This is a genomic window from Pseudomonas sp. WSY_20 (assembly GCF_043104335.1).
GTDB lineage: Bacteria > Pseudomonadota > Gammaproteobacteria > Pseudomonadales > Pseudomonadaceae > Aquipseudomonas > Aquipseudomonas parafulva_B.
Map to the genome: position 1 here is coordinate 26,488 of NZ_JBICKP010000083.1, position 14,987 is coordinate 41,474.

17 protein-coding genes and 1 other RNA gene are annotated in these 14,987 nt (G+C 62.3%); 6 read left to right on the forward strand and 12 right to left on the reverse strand.

Annotated elements, in window-relative coordinates:
* Window positions 1-58: 58 nt before the first annotated feature.
* From ACF8E5_RS20490 to ACF8E5_RS20515, 6 genes are all read right to left on the reverse strand, one after another.
* The gene (locus ACF8E5_RS20490; RefSeq protein ID WP_058638186.1) at window positions 59-1,060 is read right to left on the reverse strand and encodes an extracellular solute-binding protein; all 1,002 of its coding nucleotides are present in this window, start codon (window positions 1,058-1,060) and stop codon (window positions 59-61) included.
* Window positions 1,061-1,202: 142 nt separating this feature from the next.
* Window positions 1,203-2,426 carry a 2-octaprenyl-3-methyl-6-methoxy-1,4-benzoquinol hydroxylase gene (locus ACF8E5_RS20495; RefSeq protein ID WP_058638187.1) on the reverse strand — a complete coding sequence of 408 codons (1,224 nt, stop codon included), beginning with the start codon at window positions 2,424-2,426 and terminating at the stop codon, window positions 1,203-1,205.
* Between the two features lie 3 nt (window positions 2,427-2,429).
* Window positions 2,430-2,912, reverse strand: coding sequence for a DUF4442 domain-containing protein (locus ACF8E5_RS20500; protein WP_027913425.1), 483 nt, complete (start codon window positions 2,910-2,912; stop codon window positions 2,430-2,432).
* Window positions 2,909-4,108, reverse strand: coding sequence for a 2-octaprenyl-6-methoxyphenyl hydroxylase (gene ubiH, locus ACF8E5_RS20505; RefSeq protein WP_196141252.1), 1,200 nt, complete (start codon window positions 4,106-4,108; stop codon window positions 2,909-2,911). The genes ACF8E5_RS20500 and ubiH overlap by 4 nt, the downstream gene beginning before the upstream one ends.
* On the reverse strand, window positions 4,105-5,439 hold the full coding sequence (pepP, locus tag ACF8E5_RS20510) for a Xaa-Pro aminopeptidase (RefSeq protein WP_058602826.1): 1,335 nt from the start codon (window positions 5,437-5,439) through the stop codon (window positions 4,105-4,107). Before pepP ends, ubiH begins: the two co-directional genes overlap by 4 nt.
* 19 nt (window positions 5,440-5,458) lie before the next feature.
* Complete coding sequence (locus ACF8E5_RS20515; protein ID WP_027913422.1) at window positions 5,459-6,013, reverse strand: YecA family protein; 555 nt, start codon at window positions 6,011-6,013, stop codon at window positions 5,459-5,461.
* Window positions 6,014-6,194: 181 nt separating this feature from the next.
* Here ACF8E5_RS20515 and ACF8E5_RS20520 point away from each other — a divergent pair, with 181 nt between their 5' ends.
* The 4 genes from ACF8E5_RS20520 (at window position 6,195) to ACF8E5_RS20535 (ending at window position 7,579) form a co-directional block, all read left to right on the forward strand.
* Window positions 6,195-6,377 (forward strand): TIGR02449 family protein, encoded by a 183-nt coding sequence (locus ACF8E5_RS20520; protein WP_033693939.1) that lies wholly within the window; start codon window positions 6,195-6,197, stop codon window positions 6,375-6,377.
* A complete protein-coding gene (locus ACF8E5_RS20525; RefSeq protein ID WP_392475726.1) occupies window positions 6,374-6,694 on the forward strand; it encodes a cell division protein ZapA in 321 nt (106 codons plus the stop codon). The genes ACF8E5_RS20520 and ACF8E5_RS20525 overlap by 4 nt, the downstream gene beginning before the upstream one ends.
* 17 nt (window positions 6,695-6,711) lie before the next feature.
* Window positions 6,712-6,891: non-coding RNA, 6S RNA (gene ssrS, locus ACF8E5_RS20530), on the forward strand.
* Window positions 6,892-6,970: 79 nt separating this feature from the next.
* Entirely contained in the window at window positions 6,971-7,579 is a 609-nt protein-coding gene (locus ACF8E5_RS20535) for a 5-formyltetrahydrofolate cyclo-ligase (protein WP_196186598.1), read from the forward strand.
* Window positions 7,580-7,595: 16 nt separating this feature from the next.
* Here the strand turns inward: ACF8E5_RS20535 and ACF8E5_RS20540 are convergent, their stop codons facing one another.
* Entirely contained in the window at window positions 7,596-7,748 is a 153-nt protein-coding gene (locus ACF8E5_RS20540; RefSeq protein ID WP_023532702.1) for a hypothetical protein, read from the reverse strand.
* A gap of 178 nt (window positions 7,749-7,926) precedes the next feature.
* On the opposite strand from ACF8E5_RS20540, the gene ACF8E5_RS20545 reads away from it, so the two are divergent.
* Window positions 7,927-8,376 carry an EVE domain-containing protein gene (locus ACF8E5_RS20545; protein WP_392475727.1) on the forward strand — a complete coding sequence of 150 codons (450 nt, stop codon included), beginning with the start codon at window positions 7,927-7,929 and terminating at the stop codon, window positions 8,374-8,376.
* A gap of 71 nt (window positions 8,377-8,447) precedes the next feature.
* Here ACF8E5_RS20545 and ACF8E5_RS20550 read toward each other — a convergent pair whose 3' ends face one another.
* Window positions 8,448-8,852 (reverse strand): flagellar basal body-associated protein FliL, encoded by a 405-nt coding sequence (locus ACF8E5_RS20550; protein ID WP_326383339.1) that lies wholly within the window; start codon window positions 8,850-8,852, stop codon window positions 8,448-8,450.
* A gap of 158 nt (window positions 8,853-9,010) precedes the next feature.
* Between ACF8E5_RS20550 and ACF8E5_RS20555 the strand changes: the two genes are divergently transcribed.
* Window positions 9,011-9,994: an NADPH:quinone oxidoreductase family protein gene (locus tag ACF8E5_RS20555; protein WP_058638193.1), complete on the forward strand. Its 984-nt coding sequence runs from the start codon at window positions 9,011-9,013 to the stop codon at window positions 9,992-9,994.
* Here ACF8E5_RS20555 and ACF8E5_RS20560 read toward each other — a convergent pair whose 3' ends face one another.
* The 4 genes from ACF8E5_RS20560 to rho all read right to left on the reverse strand — a co-directional run bounded on the left by ACF8E5_RS20560 (window position 9,995) and on the right by rho (window position 14,778).
* Window positions 9,995-10,645, reverse strand: a complete 651-nt coding sequence (locus ACF8E5_RS20560; RefSeq protein WP_392475728.1) for a gamma-glutamylcyclotransferase — start codon at window positions 10,643-10,645, stop codon at window positions 9,995-9,997.
* A gap of 266 nt (window positions 10,646-10,911) precedes the next feature.
* Window positions 10,912-11,880, reverse strand: a complete 969-nt coding sequence (locus ACF8E5_RS20565; protein WP_058638194.1) for a CDP-6-deoxy-delta-3,4-glucoseen reductase — start codon at window positions 11,878-11,880, stop codon at window positions 10,912-10,914.
* A complete protein-coding gene (gene ubiD, locus ACF8E5_RS20570) occupies window positions 11,880-13,346 on the reverse strand; it encodes a 4-hydroxy-3-polyprenylbenzoate decarboxylase (protein ID WP_023532812.1) in 1,467 nt (488 codons plus the stop codon). The genes ACF8E5_RS20565 and ubiD overlap by 1 nt, the downstream gene beginning before the upstream one ends.
* Window positions 13,347-13,518: 172 nt before the next feature.
* Window positions 13,519-14,778, reverse strand: coding sequence for a transcription termination factor Rho (rho, locus tag ACF8E5_RS20575; protein WP_023532437.1), 1,260 nt, complete (start codon window positions 14,776-14,778; stop codon window positions 13,519-13,521).
* Between the last annotated feature and the right edge of the window lie 209 nt (window positions 14,779-14,987).

Consider the following 14,987-nt stretch of genomic DNA (forward strand, 5'->3'; position numbering starts at 1 on the left):
GGGTCGCTGCAGGACCCACGAAGAGGCCTCGGCAGGCCTCTCGGGCAGGGAGCGCCGCTCAGTTCCAGCCAGCACGGTCCATCAAGCGGATGGCTTCGGCCTGCCGCTTGCCGGCCACTTCCACCGCAATGCTGTCGGCCTTGAAGTCGCCCCACGCGGCGACTTCGTCAGAGGGCTTGACCTGGGGGTTGGCCGGAAATTCCTGATTGAGGTCGGCGAACAACTTCTGCGCCTGTTCACCGGTCATCCATTCGACCAGCTTCATTGCGGCCTCAGGATGAGGCGCGTGCTTGGTCAGGCCGATGCCGGAGAGGTTCACGTGCACGCCACGGTCTTGCTGGTTGGGCCAGAAGATCTTCACCGGCAGGTTGGGGTTCTGCTTGTGCAGCCGGCCGTAATAGTAGGTGTTCACCACACCCACGTCGCACTGACCCGCCTCGACGGCCTGGATCACGGCGTTGTCATCCGAGAACACGTCGGTGGAGAGGTTATTGACCCAGCCCTTGACGATCTGCTCGGCCTTCGCCTCACCATGGCTTTCGATCAGGGTGGCGGTCAGGGACTGGTTGTACACCTTCTTCGCCGTGCGCAGGCACAGCCGACCTTCCCACTGCTTGTCGGCCAAGGCTTCATAGGTGCTGAGCTCGGCCGGCTTGACCCGTTCGGTGGAGTAGATGATGGTGCGCGCCCTCAGGCTCAGGCCGGTCCAGCCGTGGGACGAGGCACGGTATTGAGGCGGGATGTTGCGCTCGATGATCTCGGATCGGATCGGCTGCAGGATGCCCATCTGCTCAGCCTGCCACAGGTTGCCTGCGTCGACGGTGAGCAGAAGATCCGCCACACCGTGCTCGCCCTCGGCCTTGATGCGCTGCATCAGGGGGGCTTCCTTGTCGGTGATGAACTTGACCTTGACCCCGGTCTCGGCCGTGTAGGCGTCGAACACTGGCTTGATCAGCTCGTCGATACGCGAGGAATAGACCACGACCTCGTCAGCTGCCTGCACGGTACCACCGACAACGCTCAGGGCCAGGGCGGCCAGTAGGGACTTGCGTGGCAACATGGAAGGCGCTCCTCGATCGATTAGAGAGGCGCAGATGGTAGTGAATCCCATTTGAACCCTCACCCCCATTGCCGTTACTGGATGTTGCTATGTGCCAGGGTCCGCCACGTATCCATACTCGACAGTAGGCCCTGAGCAGCCTTCACGCCTTGGCAAGATCCGGCAAGTCGCCACTCAAGCCGAGCGCCTGGCGCACGAACACGGCTTTTGCCTCCGGCAACTGCTCGACCAGCTTCAAGCCACTGTTGCGCAGCCAGCGCAGCGGCAACTTGTCGGCCTGGAACAGCCGCTCGAATCCTTCCATGGCTGCCATCAGCGCCAGGTTGTGCGGCATGCGTCGACGCTCATAGCGGCTCAGCACCTTGACATCGGCCAGCCTTTCCCCCCGCTTGCAGGCGTCCATCAGGACTTCGGCCAGTACCGCCGCGTCAAGGAACCCCAGGTTCACCCCTTGCCCTGCCAGCGGATGAATGGTGTGGGCCGCATCACCGATCAACGCAAGGCCGGCTTCCACGTATCGCTTGGCATGCCGCTGGCGCAGGGGTACGCACAGCCGCGGGTCAGCTTGCAGCACCGTTCCGAGGCGGCCCTCGAATGCACGCTCCAGCGCCCTGAGGAAGGCTGGCTCATCCAGCGCCATCAGCCGCTCGGCCTCGACCGGCGTGGTTGACCACACGATCGAGCACCAGTCCTGCTTGCCGTCTCGGGTCAAAGGGAGGAAGGCGAGCGGGCCATCGTCGGTGAAGCGTTGCCAGGCGGTGGCTTGGTGATTTTGGGCACAACGCACGCTGGTGACGATGGCGTGGTGCAAGTAATCCCACTCGCGCGTTTCACACCCAGCCAGGCGGCGAACCGCAGAATGAGCACCGTCGGCAGCCACGACCAGCGGTGCGCGCAGCTGCCGGCCGTCGTGCAGCGTCATCAGCCAGTCATCGCCGGAATGGCGCAGCTGTTCCATGCGCGCATTGGGCAGCAGGCCGATGTCGCTGTCATGCAGGCGTTCGAGCAAGGCATCCTGCACCACTTTGTTCTCGACGATATGGCCCAGCACCTGCGCATGCACGCTGGTGGCGGAAAAGTGAATCTGCCCAGTGCCACTGCCATCCCAAACCTGCATATCGGAATACGGCGTCGCGCGCCGCCGTGCAATGCCCTCCCAAGCGCCCAAGCGGTCGAGAATACGCTGGCTAGCCGCGGACAACGCACTGACCCTGGGCTCGAACGGCGCCTTGGCGTCGAACGGCCTGACTGCCAGGGGGCCGCCATCGAGCAGCAGCACCTGCAGACCGCTATGGCGCAAGGCGAGCGCCAGCGCGCTGCCGACCATACCAGCACCTACGATCAGAATATCTGCGCGTGTTTCCATGCCTTACGCCAGCCTCGCTTGCGGCTTGAGCCGCACGTATAGGGTTTTATCGACCCGCGCCACCAGTTCACCAGCGCCGTCGCGGATATCGACCTGCAAACGGGGCAGGCATTTCTTGCCGGTGGCGGTCTGCTGGCGGATATCGTCCAGCAGCGCGTCATCGACATGGAACTCGGCATACACAGGGCCCTTGCCAGGGGTGATGAAATCGATGCTGGCGGCCTTGTCCCAGACGATGTAGTCGCGCCCCAGCCGTTCGATGAGCAAGAGCATGTAGAACGGGTCGACCATGGCGTAGAGGCTGCCACCGAACTGGGTGCCCACGTAGTTGCGGTTCCAGCGGGTAAGCTTCATCGCCACCCGGATGCTGCGCATGTCAGGGCTGATGTGCTGCACACGGATACCTGCGCCCAGGTAAGGCGGATACAGGTTCAGCATCCAGCGCAGGACGCGCGCACGCCGGGCCAGTTTGCGTGGGTTGCTCATGCCTTGCCCCGTACATCGGAACGCGTACCCAGGCCCATGGCCTGACGGGCGAACCAGCTTTTGGCCGGTGGCAGCAGGTCAAGGCCCAGCAAACCCAGGTTACGGCCTGCGGCGAGCAAAGGCTGGCCGCTGCCGAACAGCCGCGTCACCTGATCGGAAAACCCGATGGTCAGCGTTTGATCCAGCCGCTGGCGCTTGCCATAAGCCTGCAAGGTCGCAAGGTCACCTGGCCGTTGCGGCCCTGCAAGCAGCGCCTCGGCAAGGGACTGCACATCCCGCAGTGACAGGTTGAATCCCTGCCCCGCGATGGGGTGCAGGCTGTGCGCAGCGTTACCGAGCACGACCAGGTGGGGACGGATCTGCTCCTGCGCCTCGATCAGCGACAGCGGGTACAGATGCCGTACGCCTACCTGCCGAAGGGTGCCCAGGCGGTAACCGAAGACGCCCTGCAATTCACGCAGGAAACTGCGCTCATCCATGTCAGCCAGGCGCTGCGCATCCATGCCCTGCCGTGTCCAGACCAGCGCGCAGCGGTTTTCCGGTAACGGCAGCAAAGCCATGGGACCCGCTTCGGTGAAGCGTTCGAAGGCCTGTCCACGATGAGGCTCGCCGGGGGTGATGTTGGCGATCAACGCGCTTTGTTCGTAAGGGGTGTGGCAGACATGAATACCCAGTTGCTCACGCAGGCCCGAGCGGCCACCATCGGCCAGCACCGCCAGGTCGCAGTCAATGTGCGTGTCGTCATTGAGGCGCAGGCGGTAACCGCCCTCGATAGCCTGCATCGACGTCACTTCGGCCGGGCAGCGCCAACTGACCACATCGCTGTCCAGGCCCTGCCACAGGCATTGCCCAAGCCAGGCATTCTCGACCACGTAGCCCAAGGCCGGAACGCCTTCTTCCCTCGCGTCCAGGCGGGTGGCACCGAAGCGCCCCCGGTCCGACACGTGAATCTGGGCGATCGATTCGGCACGCCGCTCGATGGCAGGCCACAAGCCCAGTCGATCGTAGATCTGGCGGGTCCCGAACGACAGCGCCGAAGAACGCGCATCGTAGCTAGGCTGGAAGCTGTCGCCGGGGGCGAAGGGCTCAATGAGAAGGATTTTCCAACCACGCGCCTTGGCCCCTGCCTGCAGGGTCAGCGCCAAGCTGGCCCCAACCAGCCCGCCGCCGATGATCGCGAGATTCACCTGGGTCATAGGCTGGCCTGACGCGCGTCGTGCATCAACGCCTCGATCTCGGCGACGGTGCGGGGAACGCCCGATGTCAGGATTTCACAGCCTTGCCTGGTGACCACCACATCATCCTCGATCCGAATGCCGATGCCGCGCCATTTCTTGGCCACGCTTTCATTGTCGGCTGCTATGTAGATGCCGGGCTCGACGGTCAAGGCCATGCCTGGCTCGAGCACCCGCCACTCACCGCCCACCTTGTAATCGCCCACGTCATGCACATCCATGCCCAGCCAATGGCCGGCACGGTGCATGTAGAACGCCCGGTACGCCTCGCTCTCGATCAACGCCTGCACGTCGCCCTTGAGCAGACCCAGCTCAACCAGCCCTTCGGTGATCACCCGCACGGTGGCTTCATGGGCATGGTTCCAGTGTTTGCCCGGGGCGATTTCGGCAAACGCCGCTGCCTGGGCGCTGAGAACCAGCTCATAGATCGCCTTCTGCTCCGGTGAAAACCGCCCGCTGACGGGGAAGGTGCGGGTGATGTCACTGGCATAGCAATCGATTTCGCAGCCCGCGTCGATCAGGACCAGGTCGCCCTCCTTGAGCGGCGCGTCGTTCTGCTGGTAGTGCAGGATGCAACCATTGCGCCCTGCGGCGACGATCGACCCGTACGCCGGCATTTTTGCCCCGCCCTGGCGGAAGGCGTAATCAAGTTCGGCTTCCAGGCTGTACTCATGAAGGCCCGGGCGGCAAGCCTGCATCGCCCGTACATGGGCTTTGGCAGATATCTCGGCGGCCGTGCGCATCACTTTCACTTCCGCCGCCGATTTATACAGGCGCATGTCGTGCAGCAGGTGATCCAGGGCAACGAATTCGTTCGGGGGCTGCGCACCGAGGCGGGCCTTGGAGCGGATCACGTTGATCCAGTCCATCAGCCGGCGATCGAACTCGGGATTGCTGCCCATGGCGCTGTAGACGCGTTCGCGGCCTTCAATCAGGCCCGGCAGGATCTCGTCAATGTCGGCGATGGGAAACGCGTCGTCAGCACCGAAGTCGCGCACCGCACCTTCCTGACCGGCCCGCAAGCCGTCCCACAGCTCGCGTTCAGGATTGCGCTCGCGGCAGAACATCACGTATTCGCCATGCTCACGGCCGGGTATCAACGCAATGACCGCCTCGGGCTCTGGAAAACCACTGAGGTATTGAAAGTCGCTGTCCTGGCGATACACGTGCTCCACATCACGGTTGCGGATGGCAACGGCGGCGGCAGGCAGGATGGCAATGCTGTTGGGAACCATCTGCGCCATCAGCGCCTTGCGCCGGCGGGCATATTCGGCCTTGGGAATGCGGCTCATGGGCAGACTACCCCGTCGTTCAGTGCAGAGAAGGCTTGGGCGCAGGCGCTGCGGGCTTGGCCAGTTCGGAAAACAGCAGCAACGGCGCGACACGCAGGTATTCCATCACTTCCATGTAGTCGCTTTCGCCGTCCTCGGATTCTTCCAGCGCTTCCTGCACCTGGGAGATGGCCACCAGGTCCTGGAGCACTTCCTTGGCCTCGATGGACAGGTCTTTGCCACCGGCGTTCAGGCCGAAGCCTGTGATGAAGCCTTGGCACCACTGCCCCAGGGCGGTGGCGCGATCGGTCAGCGCAGCATCATCGGACGGCAGCAGCAGCACGATCGCCATGTCGTCGCTGGTAAGCTCGCCCTTGACCATTTCCTGCAGGCCGATCAGGGCATTGCGCACAGCGTCTTGCGGTTCGGTTTCCAGCAACTGGGCCGCATCGGCCAGCCAGCCGTCGGCATCGAAGCCGGCGCCCGCACAGCTGCGGCCGATGAGCAGGCCGTGCAGTTCGGCGGGTGTGACAGGGTGGCCATTGCTGGAAAGCAACATGGCGAAAGCAACGTAGGGCGATTGAGTATTGGGCATGGGCTGCTAGGCGCCGGAGGGCGCAATGACTAGAATGAAGGCCTTGTATCCTAGCACCGGCAGGCGCGCCAAGACCATCGGCACTGGCAGTCACGGCCCAGGGAGAGGCATCATCGCAAGATGAGTCAATGACGGAGCGAATCGAGTGCAACCCACGCAAGAGAACGACCTGCAGGCCCTGATGAGCCGATTCGAGCTGCTGATCGAGCGTGTCGAGCAACTTAAACGGCAAAATGCACTCCTAGTAGCTCAGGAAAAGTCCTGGCGCGAAGAGCGCGCCCACCTCATCGAAAAGAACGAGATCGCCAGGCGCAAGGTCGAGTCGATGATCTTGCGTCTCAAGGCCCTGGAGCAAGACTCATGAGTTCAAGCAATAGCGTCACCGTGCAGATCCTCGACAAGGAATACTCGATCATCTGCCCGCCCGAAGAGCGCAACAACCTGGTCAGTGCAGCTCACTACCTGGACAGCAAGATGCGCGAGATTCGCAGCAGCGGCAAGGTGATCGGTGCCGACCGCATCGCGGTCATGGCGGCGTTGAACATTACCCACGAGATGCTCCACCGCCAGGAAGACCGCAGCGCGGCTCCGTCCGGCGGAGCCACGCGCGAGCAAGTGCGCGATTTGCTGGACCGGGTCGACCAGGCGCTGTCCGACGAGACGGGTACCAAAAAAAACTGAGGTTGTTATACTGGCGCCACTCCCTGGTGGATGCGCCAGTCGGTTATGTCCCTGAGCCGATACGCACAACCACGGGGGTTGCACGCTGGGGCAGGTGTGCATGTCCGCTCGACGGAAAGCCTTAATGTCCCCTGCAATCTCCACCTTGAACTTTCGGGTTCAAGGGCTACACCGATAGCGGTCTTATCGGGGAGCCCGAATTCCTTTGCCCGCCACTCGGCGGGCAAGTCGTTTTGGCCGACAGCAATGGCCAGCACTTCTCGGATCGCCCGTGCCATGACCGACACCGCGACGCTCAGCCGCCCTCAACTTCGCAGGCACTTGCGCAACGCGCGCCGGGCGCTCACGCCCGCCCAGCAGCGTCAGGCCGCTGCAGGCCTGTACCGTCTGCTGGCACAGCATCCACTCTTTCGCAAGGCCAGGCATATCGCCTTGTACCTGCCCAACGACGGCGAAATCGACCCTGCATTGTTGCTGCGCGAGGCGCAGCGTCGCGGCAAGCGCACGTACTTGCCGGTGCTGCATGCATGGCCACGCACCCGCATGGTGTTTCAGCGATTCGAGAAGGGCGAGAAGCTCACGCCCAACCGTTTCCGAATCCCTGAGCCGGCCACCGACCGCAGGCGTCAACGCCCGGTGTGGGCACTGGACCTGATTCTGCTGCCCCTGGTGGGCTTCGACGACGCGGGAGGGCGACTGGGCATGGGCGGTGGCTTCTATGATCGCAGCCTGGCTTACCTGGCCCGTCGGCAGACCTGGAAAAAACCACGGCTGCTAGGCTTGGCGCATGAGTGCCAGAAGGTCGAGCGGCTAGCACAAGCCAGTTGGGACGTGCCTTTGCAGGGAACGGTCTCGGATCGTCACTGGTACGTGGCACCGCGCTAAGCGGTGCCGGGAAGGGTCAGCGTTGCGCCTGACCAGCTTCGTATGGCATCTGGTAGGCGTTATCCAGCTTGCGCTCCCAGATCCCCTGCGCATAACCGGTGGTAACCACACCCAAGCCAAAGATGAACACCAGGACCCACAGCAGGTCCGGCTTTTTACGTTGATTCATCGACGATTGCCCCCCAGGCAAACTGTTCAGTGCTCGGCGACTTCTGGGTAGTACCTGAGCATCGCACCTCAAACGGGGCGCATTCTCCGACAACCTGAGCCACCACGCAAACGTTGACGTCAACCGGCCGTCGGTTTGATGGAACGAGTTATTTCAAAGCATTTCTGGAGCAAACAACATGGCCTATTGGCTGATGAAGTCCGAGCCCGACGAACTGTCGATTGAAAGCCTGGCTCACCTAGGCGAAGCTCGTTGGGACGGTGTACGCAATTACCAGGCGCGCAACTTTATGCGTGCGATGAGCGAGGGGGACACGTTCTTCTTCTACCATTCCAGCTGCCCTCAACCCGGCATCGCCGGCATTGCCAAGGTCATCCGCGCAGCCTATCCGGACCCCACTGCGCTGGACCCGCAGAGCCCTTACCACGATGCCAAGGCCACGCCCGACAAGAACCCGTGGAGTGCGGTAGACGTGGCCCACGTGCGGACCCTGCCGCGCGTGCTTGAGCTGGGCTGGTTGAAACAACAGCCAGCCCTGGCCGAGCTGGCGCTGATACAAAAAGGCAGTCGCCTGTCGGTCATGCCGGTCACGGCCGAGCAGTGGACGGCCATCCTGGCGATGGTTTGAGGCACCTGCCCCGCTCCGGCATTCCCTTGAACCGCAGCCTTCAGTGGCTGACCGAAAACCGGGTCAGCCGCTCACTGGACGATCAGGTTGTTGAACAGCAGGTCCTCGACGATCGGCTTGCCCTCTTCGGTCTCCATCACCTGCTGAACCTGCTTTAGGGCCTGCTGACGTAAATGCTCCTTGGCCTCCACATTGCTCATGCTGTCCACGGTCTGTTGAGTAAACAGTGCGACGAGCTGGTTGCGGATCAGTGGTTCATGATGCTGTACCGCCTTGGCGGCCTCATCCCCGGTCACTCGCAATGCGACGTCCGCCTTGAACACCCGCAAGCGCGGACCACCATCGAGCGCATAGTTGCCCACGAACGGCGGCGTCAGCGTGATATAGGCCACCTTGGGCGCACCCTCCTTGCCCTCCTCGGCCACGGCTGCGGCGGGTAACACCAGTGCCAACACCATCAATATCCACGCTTTCACGAAATCGCTCCTCTATTCAGGTGGCGCCAGCTTAACCAGCACATCGTTCAAACCCAAGCCTGGGCTTATGCCGGCCCATCAGGACAAGCCATGCTCGTTGACCCGACTGGCGGCCCTCCTACACTTATCGGCCATTACCCGCAAAGGAATAGGCCACGATGAAAGCGCTGCTATGCAAGCACCTGGGCCCGGCCCGCGAACTGGTCCTGGAAGACGTGCCCAGCCCAACGCCCAAACCCAACGAAGTGCTGTTGAACGTGCAGGCGGCTGGGGTCAACTTTCCCGATACCTTGATCATAGAAGGTAAATACCAGTTTCAGCCGCCCTTGCCCTTCTCACCGGGTGGAGAGGCCGCGGGCACGGTCGCAGCCGTCGGCGCCAAGGTGGGCGCCTTCAAGGTGGGTGACCGGGTCATGGCACTGACCGGCTGGGGTGCTTTTGCCGAGCAAGTGGCAGTGCCCGCCTCCAACGTAATGCCCGTGCCAGCCAGCATGGACTTCATCACCGCCGCCGCATTCGGCATGACCTACGGCACCTCGATGCACGCCTTGCACCAGCGCGGTCGATTGCAAACCGGCGAGACCTTGCTGGTATTGGGCGCGTCCGGCGGGGTGGGCCTGGCGGCGGTCGAGATCGGCAAAGCCATGGGGGCGCGGGTCATCGCGGCTGCCAGCAGTGCGCAAAAGCTCGCGGTGGCCCGTGCCGCTGGGGCCGATGACCTGATCGACTACAGCCAGGACAATCTGCGCGAGGCCATCAAGCGCCTGACCGATGGCAAAGGTGTGGATGTGATTTACGATCCGGTAGGCGGCGAACTGTTCGAGCACGCCGTGAGGGGCCTGGCGTGGAACGGTAGGTTGTTGGTAGTGGGTTTTGCCAGCGGCACCATTCCCCAATTGGCAGCCAACCTTGTGCTGCTCAAGGGGGCGGCGGTACTGGGCGTCTTCTGGGGCGCGTTTGCCCAGCGCCAACCCGAGGATAACGCGGCCAACTTCAAGCAGCTGTTTGCCTGGCACGCGCAGGGCAAATTGAAGCCTCTCGTTTCACAGACATACGCCCTGGCCGACGCGGGTGCGGCCATCGAAACGCTGGGCCAGCGCCAGGCGGTCGGCAAGCTGGTGGTGGTGCCGCCGCGTGCGTGATCACCGTTCGCGCAGATCATGACAGCGCCTGAAGCGCGCTTCCAGGTTGCGATCAGGCATATGGTGGCTGCGCAGGGCATGAAGGGTCTGCTCGACGTAATCGCGCGTGGTGCCATAACGCCCTTTGGCGCTGGCCAGTATGTGGCTGAGCACGTCATCCGGCAGATTGCCCGCGTAGCAAGGCAGATGCCGCTCCAACACGAAACCCAGGGCCTGCACCCTGCTGCCATCGTCGAGTCGGCAGTTGAGCCAGTGGGGGCGGTAGGCCGGGTAAGGCATTTCGCGTTGCCACAGGGCTCGCAGCGATGCATCGAGTGTCGCGTCATCCAGCCTGTAGGCAAAGCCGCTGCACGAGCCGCCTCGATCCAGGCCAAACACCAAACCTGGGGTTTCGGGCGTGCCACGGTGCTCGTGCGACCACAGGTACAAGCCCCGGTGGTAACCGTGCACCCGCGCACGTCGACGCTCCACCGCGCTGCACTCGGGCCGCCAGATCAAAGAGCCATAGGCAAACAGCCACACCGGCCCGCCCTGGTGACGGGACATGGCGGCTTGCATGGAGTGATGCAATTGCTCGTGGGTCAGTTGCTGACCAAAATCGAGCGAAGGGGGGTATGTGACTTGCCAGGATGACCGTTCGAGCGCCGACATAAGCTGCCGCTATGATTCCCTGTTAACAAAGCATGTAACGTGACCGAGCCTGATGCGTTGGTCACTGCGTCGTTGACCAGAACCCTCAGGCAAGTCATTTACGGCAGTCGCGCCAGGCGGTGTATAAGCTAAGTCAGGGCAAGGGGCTGAACAAGTGCATGCAGTGATTTTCACGTCAGGCGCCGACGACCGGCCGTGCAGCGCGTTACCTGCTTACGGGCTGGCGCGGGCAGCCACAGGGGCGCCACGCACCGCGATGGAATTCCTCAGCCGCGAGGCGCGTAGGCGAACACGTCCGCACGCATGCGATGCGCATCCATGCCAGCGTCCACCAGTGCATCGAGCGTTGCATAGATCATGTTCGGCGAGCCACTGGCGTACACATGAACGCTGTTGAGGTCGGGGATGTCCTCGCAAACCGCTTCGTGCAGCATCCCGCAACGGCCTTCCCAGCCGCACAGGTCGCTAACCACCTGGTGCAGGTACAGGTTAGGCAAACTCAGCCACTGATCCCAATGCTCGATCTGGTAGAAGTCTTCCGGGCGTCGTACGCCCCAGTACAAGTGAACAGGGTGCTTGAAGCCCTGAGCGCGGCAGTGCTCCACAAGGCTGTGCATCTGGCCCATGCCGGTACCGGCGGCGATCAGCACCAATGGCCCGTCCGGCAGTTCGGCCAGGTGGGTATCGCCAAAGGGCATTTCGATGCGAGCCAGGCGATCGCGCTGCAATTGCTCGATCAACTGCACGGCACTGGGCTCGCGCGCCAGTACATGCAATTCAAGCTCGCGTCCGGAATGGGGAGCGCAAGCCAGCGAAAAAGCGGCCGGCTTACCCGCTTCGCGTTCGATCATCAAATACTGCCCGGCATGGTAGCGCGGCGGCTTGCCCGCAGGGGCCAACAGGCGCACGCGCCAGACGTCGCCACCCACTTCACGGCATTCACTGACCGTGCAGGTCAGCTTGCGTACCGGCAGCTCGCCCAGGGCGAGCACGCCGTCCCACAGCAGGATGCAATCCTCGAGCGGCTCGGCGATGCAGGTGAACAATTCGCCATGGTCCCGGACTTCTCCGTTCTGGCGCACGCTGCCTTCGACCAGCAATGCAGCGCAGACATGGCAGTTGCCATTACGGCAGCTGTTGGGGCAGTCATAACCCAGCCGACGCGCACCTTCCAGGATCCGTTCCCCGGGCTCTAGCGTCAGCACTGCTCCGGACGGCTGCAACGTTACCTGCATCAATCTATTCCCAACTGATCCCACAGCTCATCGATACGCCGGGTGACGGCTTCGTCCTTGACGATGACCCGCCCCCACTCGCGTGTAGTTTCGCCCGGCCACTTGTGCGTGGCATCCAGGCCCATTTTCGATCCCAGGCCCGACACCGGAGAGGCAAAATCCAGGTAGTCGATCGGCGTGTTGTCGATCATCACCGTATCACGCTTGGGGTCCATGCGTGTGGTGATGGCCCAGATCACGTCGTTCCAGTCGCGGGCGTTGATGTCGTCGTCGGTCACGATAACGAACTTGGTGTACATGAACTGTCGCAGGAACGACCACACACCCAGCATCACGCGCTTGGCATGCCCTGGGTACTGCTTCTTCATGGTCACCACCGCCATGCGGTAGGAGCACCCCTCCGGCGGCAGGTAGAAATCGACGATTTCCGGGAACTGCTTCTGCAGGATCGGCACGAACACTTCGTTCAGCGCCACCCCGAGAATGGCCGGCTCATCCGGCGGCCGGCCGGTGTAGGTGCTGTGATAGATCGGCTTTTGCCGATGGGTGATGCGCTCGACGGTGAACACCGGGAAACTGTCCACTTCGTTGTAGTACCCGGTATGGTCCCCATACGGGCCTTCAGGCGCCATCTCGCCCGGGTGAATGACCCCTTCGAGGATGATCTCGGCCGTGGCCGGCACCTGCAGATTGCTGCCGCGGCACTTGACCAGCTCGGTGCGATTACCCCGCAACAGGCCCGCGAAGGCGTATTCGGAAAGCGTATCGGGAACCGGGGTCACTGCACCCAGGATAGTGGCAGGGTCTGCCCCCAACGCCACGGCCACTGGGAACGGCTGGCCAGGGTTTTTTTCACACCACTCACGGTAGTCCAGGGCGCCACCACGGTGGCTGAGCCATCGCATGATCACTTTGTTGCGACCAATCACCTGCTGCCGGTAGATACCCAGGTTCTGGCGGTCCTTGTTCGGACCGCGCGTTACGGTCAGGCCCCAGGTGATCAGCGGTGCCACATCGCCCGGCCAGCAATGCTGGATCGGCAATGCGCCAAGGTCCACGTCCTCTCCTTCGAGCACCACTTCCTGGCAAACGGCGTCCTTGACCACCTTGGGCGCCATCGACACCACTTTCTTGAAGATCGGCAGCTTGGACCAGGCGTCCTTGAGCCCTTTGGGAGGCTCAGGCTCTTTGAGAAAAGCCAGCAGCTTGCCGATCTCGCGCAGCTCATCGACCGACTCGGCACCCATGCCCATGGCCACCCGTTCAGGCGTACCGAACAGGTTGCCCAGTACGGGAATGTCGAAGCCGGTCGGCTTTTCGAACAACAGCGCAGGGCCTTTGGCACGCAGGGTGCGATCGCAGACCTCGGTCATTTCCAGCACTGGGGAGATCGGGACCTGGATGCGCTTGAGCTCGCCGCGCTGTTCCAGGCCACGAATGAAGTCGCGCAAGTCGCGATACTGCATGCATGAGCCTCGTGTTGGCCGTATCGATCGGGGGTTCAGAGTGTAGCGCCGTTCAGCGTGCAATGGTCAAAACTGATCAGGGCCGCTTCGCGTCCCATCGCAGCCGGTCCGGGGCACCGGACCGACTGCGATGGGCTGCGAAGCGGCCCCGTTCGATTCAGACCTGAAACGCTTACTTGCGCTTCATCGACAGGAAGAACTCGTCGTTGGTCTTGGTCTGCTTGAGCTTGTCGACCAGGAACTCGATGGCAGCGATCTCGTCCATCGGGTGCAACAGCTTGCGCAGGATCCACATGCGTTGCAGTTCGTCGTCAGCGGTCAGCAGCTCTTCGCGGCGAGTACCCGAACGGTTGATGTTGATGGCGGGGAACACACGCTTTTCAGCGATACGACGGTCCAGGGGCAGCTCCATGTTACCGGTGCCCTTGAATTCCTCGTAGATCACCTCGTCCATCTTCGAACCGGTTTCGACCAGCGCGGTGGCGATGATGGTCAGCGAGCCGCCTTCCTCGATGTTACGGGCGGCCCCGAAGAAGCGCTTGGGCTTTTCCAGGGCGTGGGCGTCGACACCACCGGTCAGCACTTTGCCCGAGCTTGGAATGACCGTGTTGTAGGCGCGTGCCAAGCGGGTGATGGAGTCGAGCAGGATGACCACGTCCTTCTTGTGCTCGACCAGGCGCTTGGCCTTCTCGATGACCATTTCGGCCACTTGCACGTGACGGGTTGGCGGCTCGTCGAAGGTAGAGGCAACCACTTCGCCGCGTACGGTACGCTGCATCTCGGTCACTTCTTCCGGGCGCTCGTCGATCAGCAGAACGATCAGGTGGCACTCAGGGTTGTTACGGGTGATGTTGGCTGCGATGTTCTGCAGCATGATGGTCTTGCCCGCCTTGGGCGGGGCGACGATCAGGCCACGCTGGCCCTTGCCGATCGGGGCGCACAGGTCGATGACACGGCCGGTCAGGTCTTCGGTGGAGCCGTTGCCAGCCTCCATCTTCAGGCGCTTGTTGGGGAACAGCGGCGTCAGGTTTTCGAACAGGATCTTGTTCTTGGCGTTTTCCGGCCGGTCGAAGTTGATGGTATCGACCTTCAACAGGGCGAAGTAACGCTCCCCTTCCTTCGGCGGGCGGATCTTGCCAACGATGGTATCGCCGGTACGCAGGTTGAAGCGGCGGATCTGGCTAGGCGAAACGTAGATATCGTCAGGGCCGGCCAGGTAGGACGCATCAGCAGAACGCAGGAAACCGAAGCCATCCTGGAGAATCTCCAGCACGCCGTCACCCGAGATCTCTTCGCCGCTTTTCGCATGCTTTTTCAGCAGGGAGAAAATCACGTCCTGTTTGCGCGAACGGGCCATGTTCTCGATGCCCATTTGTTCGGCCATTTCCAAAAGATCGGTAATCGGCTTTTGCTTGAGTTCAGTCAGGTTCATAAGGGGAATGACGTAATCATGTAAGAAGGGAGAATTAAGCTTCTGGCTTAATGAAGCCGCGCCGCTAGATGGCGAAAGGATCGCGTACTGATTCGAATTGGGGATGCTTCGGCGACGGCATGTAGAGGGCACTGAAGAAGCAGTGCGAGGCCGAATGTAACACTTGCTTTTTTGTGCGTCTAGTGCTCTGGAAAAGAAAAGCCCCGCAT

Excerpts from the sequence above, each read along its gene's own strand:
- ACF8E5_RS20490 (WP_058638186.1), bottom strand. The coding sequence starts at position 1,060 with ATGTTGCCACGCAAGTCCCTACTGGCCGCCCTGGCCCTGAGCGTTGTC.
- ACF8E5_RS20495 (WP_058638187.1), bottom strand. The coding sequence starts at position 2,426 with ATGGAAACACGCGCAGATATTCTGATCGTAGGTGCTGGTATGGTCGGC.
- ACF8E5_RS20500 (WP_027913425.1), bottom strand. The coding sequence starts at position 2,912 with ATGAGCAACCCACGCAAACTGGCCCGGCGTGCGCGCGTCCTGCGCTGG.
- ubiH (WP_196141252.1), bottom strand. The coding sequence starts at position 4,108 with ATGACCCAGGTGAATCTCGCGATCATCGGCGGCGGGCTGGTTGGGGCC.
- pepP (WP_058602826.1), bottom strand. The coding sequence starts at position 5,439 with ATGAGCCGCATTCCCAAGGCCGAATATGCCCGCCGGCGCAAGGCGCTG.
- ACF8E5_RS20515 (WP_027913422.1), bottom strand. The coding sequence starts at position 6,013 with ATGCCCAATACTCAATCGCCCTACGTTGCTTTCGCCATGTTGCTTTCC.
- ACF8E5_RS20520 (WP_033693939.1), top strand. The coding sequence starts at position 6,195 with ATGAGCCGATTCGAGCTGCTGATCGAGCGTGTCGAGCAACTTAAACGG.
- ACF8E5_RS20525 (WP_392475726.1), top strand. The coding sequence starts at position 6,374 with ATGAGTTCAAGCAATAGCGTCACCGTGCAGATCCTCGACAAGGAATAC.
- ACF8E5_RS20535 (WP_196186598.1), top strand. The coding sequence starts at position 6,971 with ATGACCGACACCGCGACGCTCAGCCGCCCTCAACTTCGCAGGCACTTG.
- ACF8E5_RS20540 (WP_023532702.1), bottom strand. The coding sequence starts at position 7,748 with ATGAATCAACGTAAAAAGCCGGACCTGCTGTGGGTCCTGGTGTTCATC.
- ACF8E5_RS20545 (WP_392475727.1), top strand. The coding sequence starts at position 7,927 with ATGGCCTATTGGCTGATGAAGTCCGAGCCCGACGAACTGTCGATTGAA.
- ACF8E5_RS20555 (WP_058638193.1), top strand. The coding sequence starts at position 9,011 with ATGAAAGCGCTGCTATGCAAGCACCTGGGCCCGGCCCGCGAACTGGTC.
- ACF8E5_RS20560 (WP_392475728.1), bottom strand. The coding sequence starts at position 10,645 with ATGTCGGCGCTCGAACGGTCATCCTGGCAAGTCACATACCCCCCTTCG.
- ACF8E5_RS20565 (WP_058638194.1), bottom strand. The coding sequence starts at position 11,880 with ATGCAGGTAACGTTGCAGCCGTCCGGAGCAGTGCTGACGCTAGAGCCC.
- ubiD (WP_023532812.1), bottom strand. The coding sequence starts at position 13,346 with ATGCAGTATCGCGACTTGCGCGACTTCATTCGTGGCCTGGAACAGCGC.
- rho (WP_023532437.1), bottom strand. The coding sequence starts at position 14,778 with ATGAACCTGACTGAACTCAAGCAAAAGCCGATTACCGATCTTTTGGAA.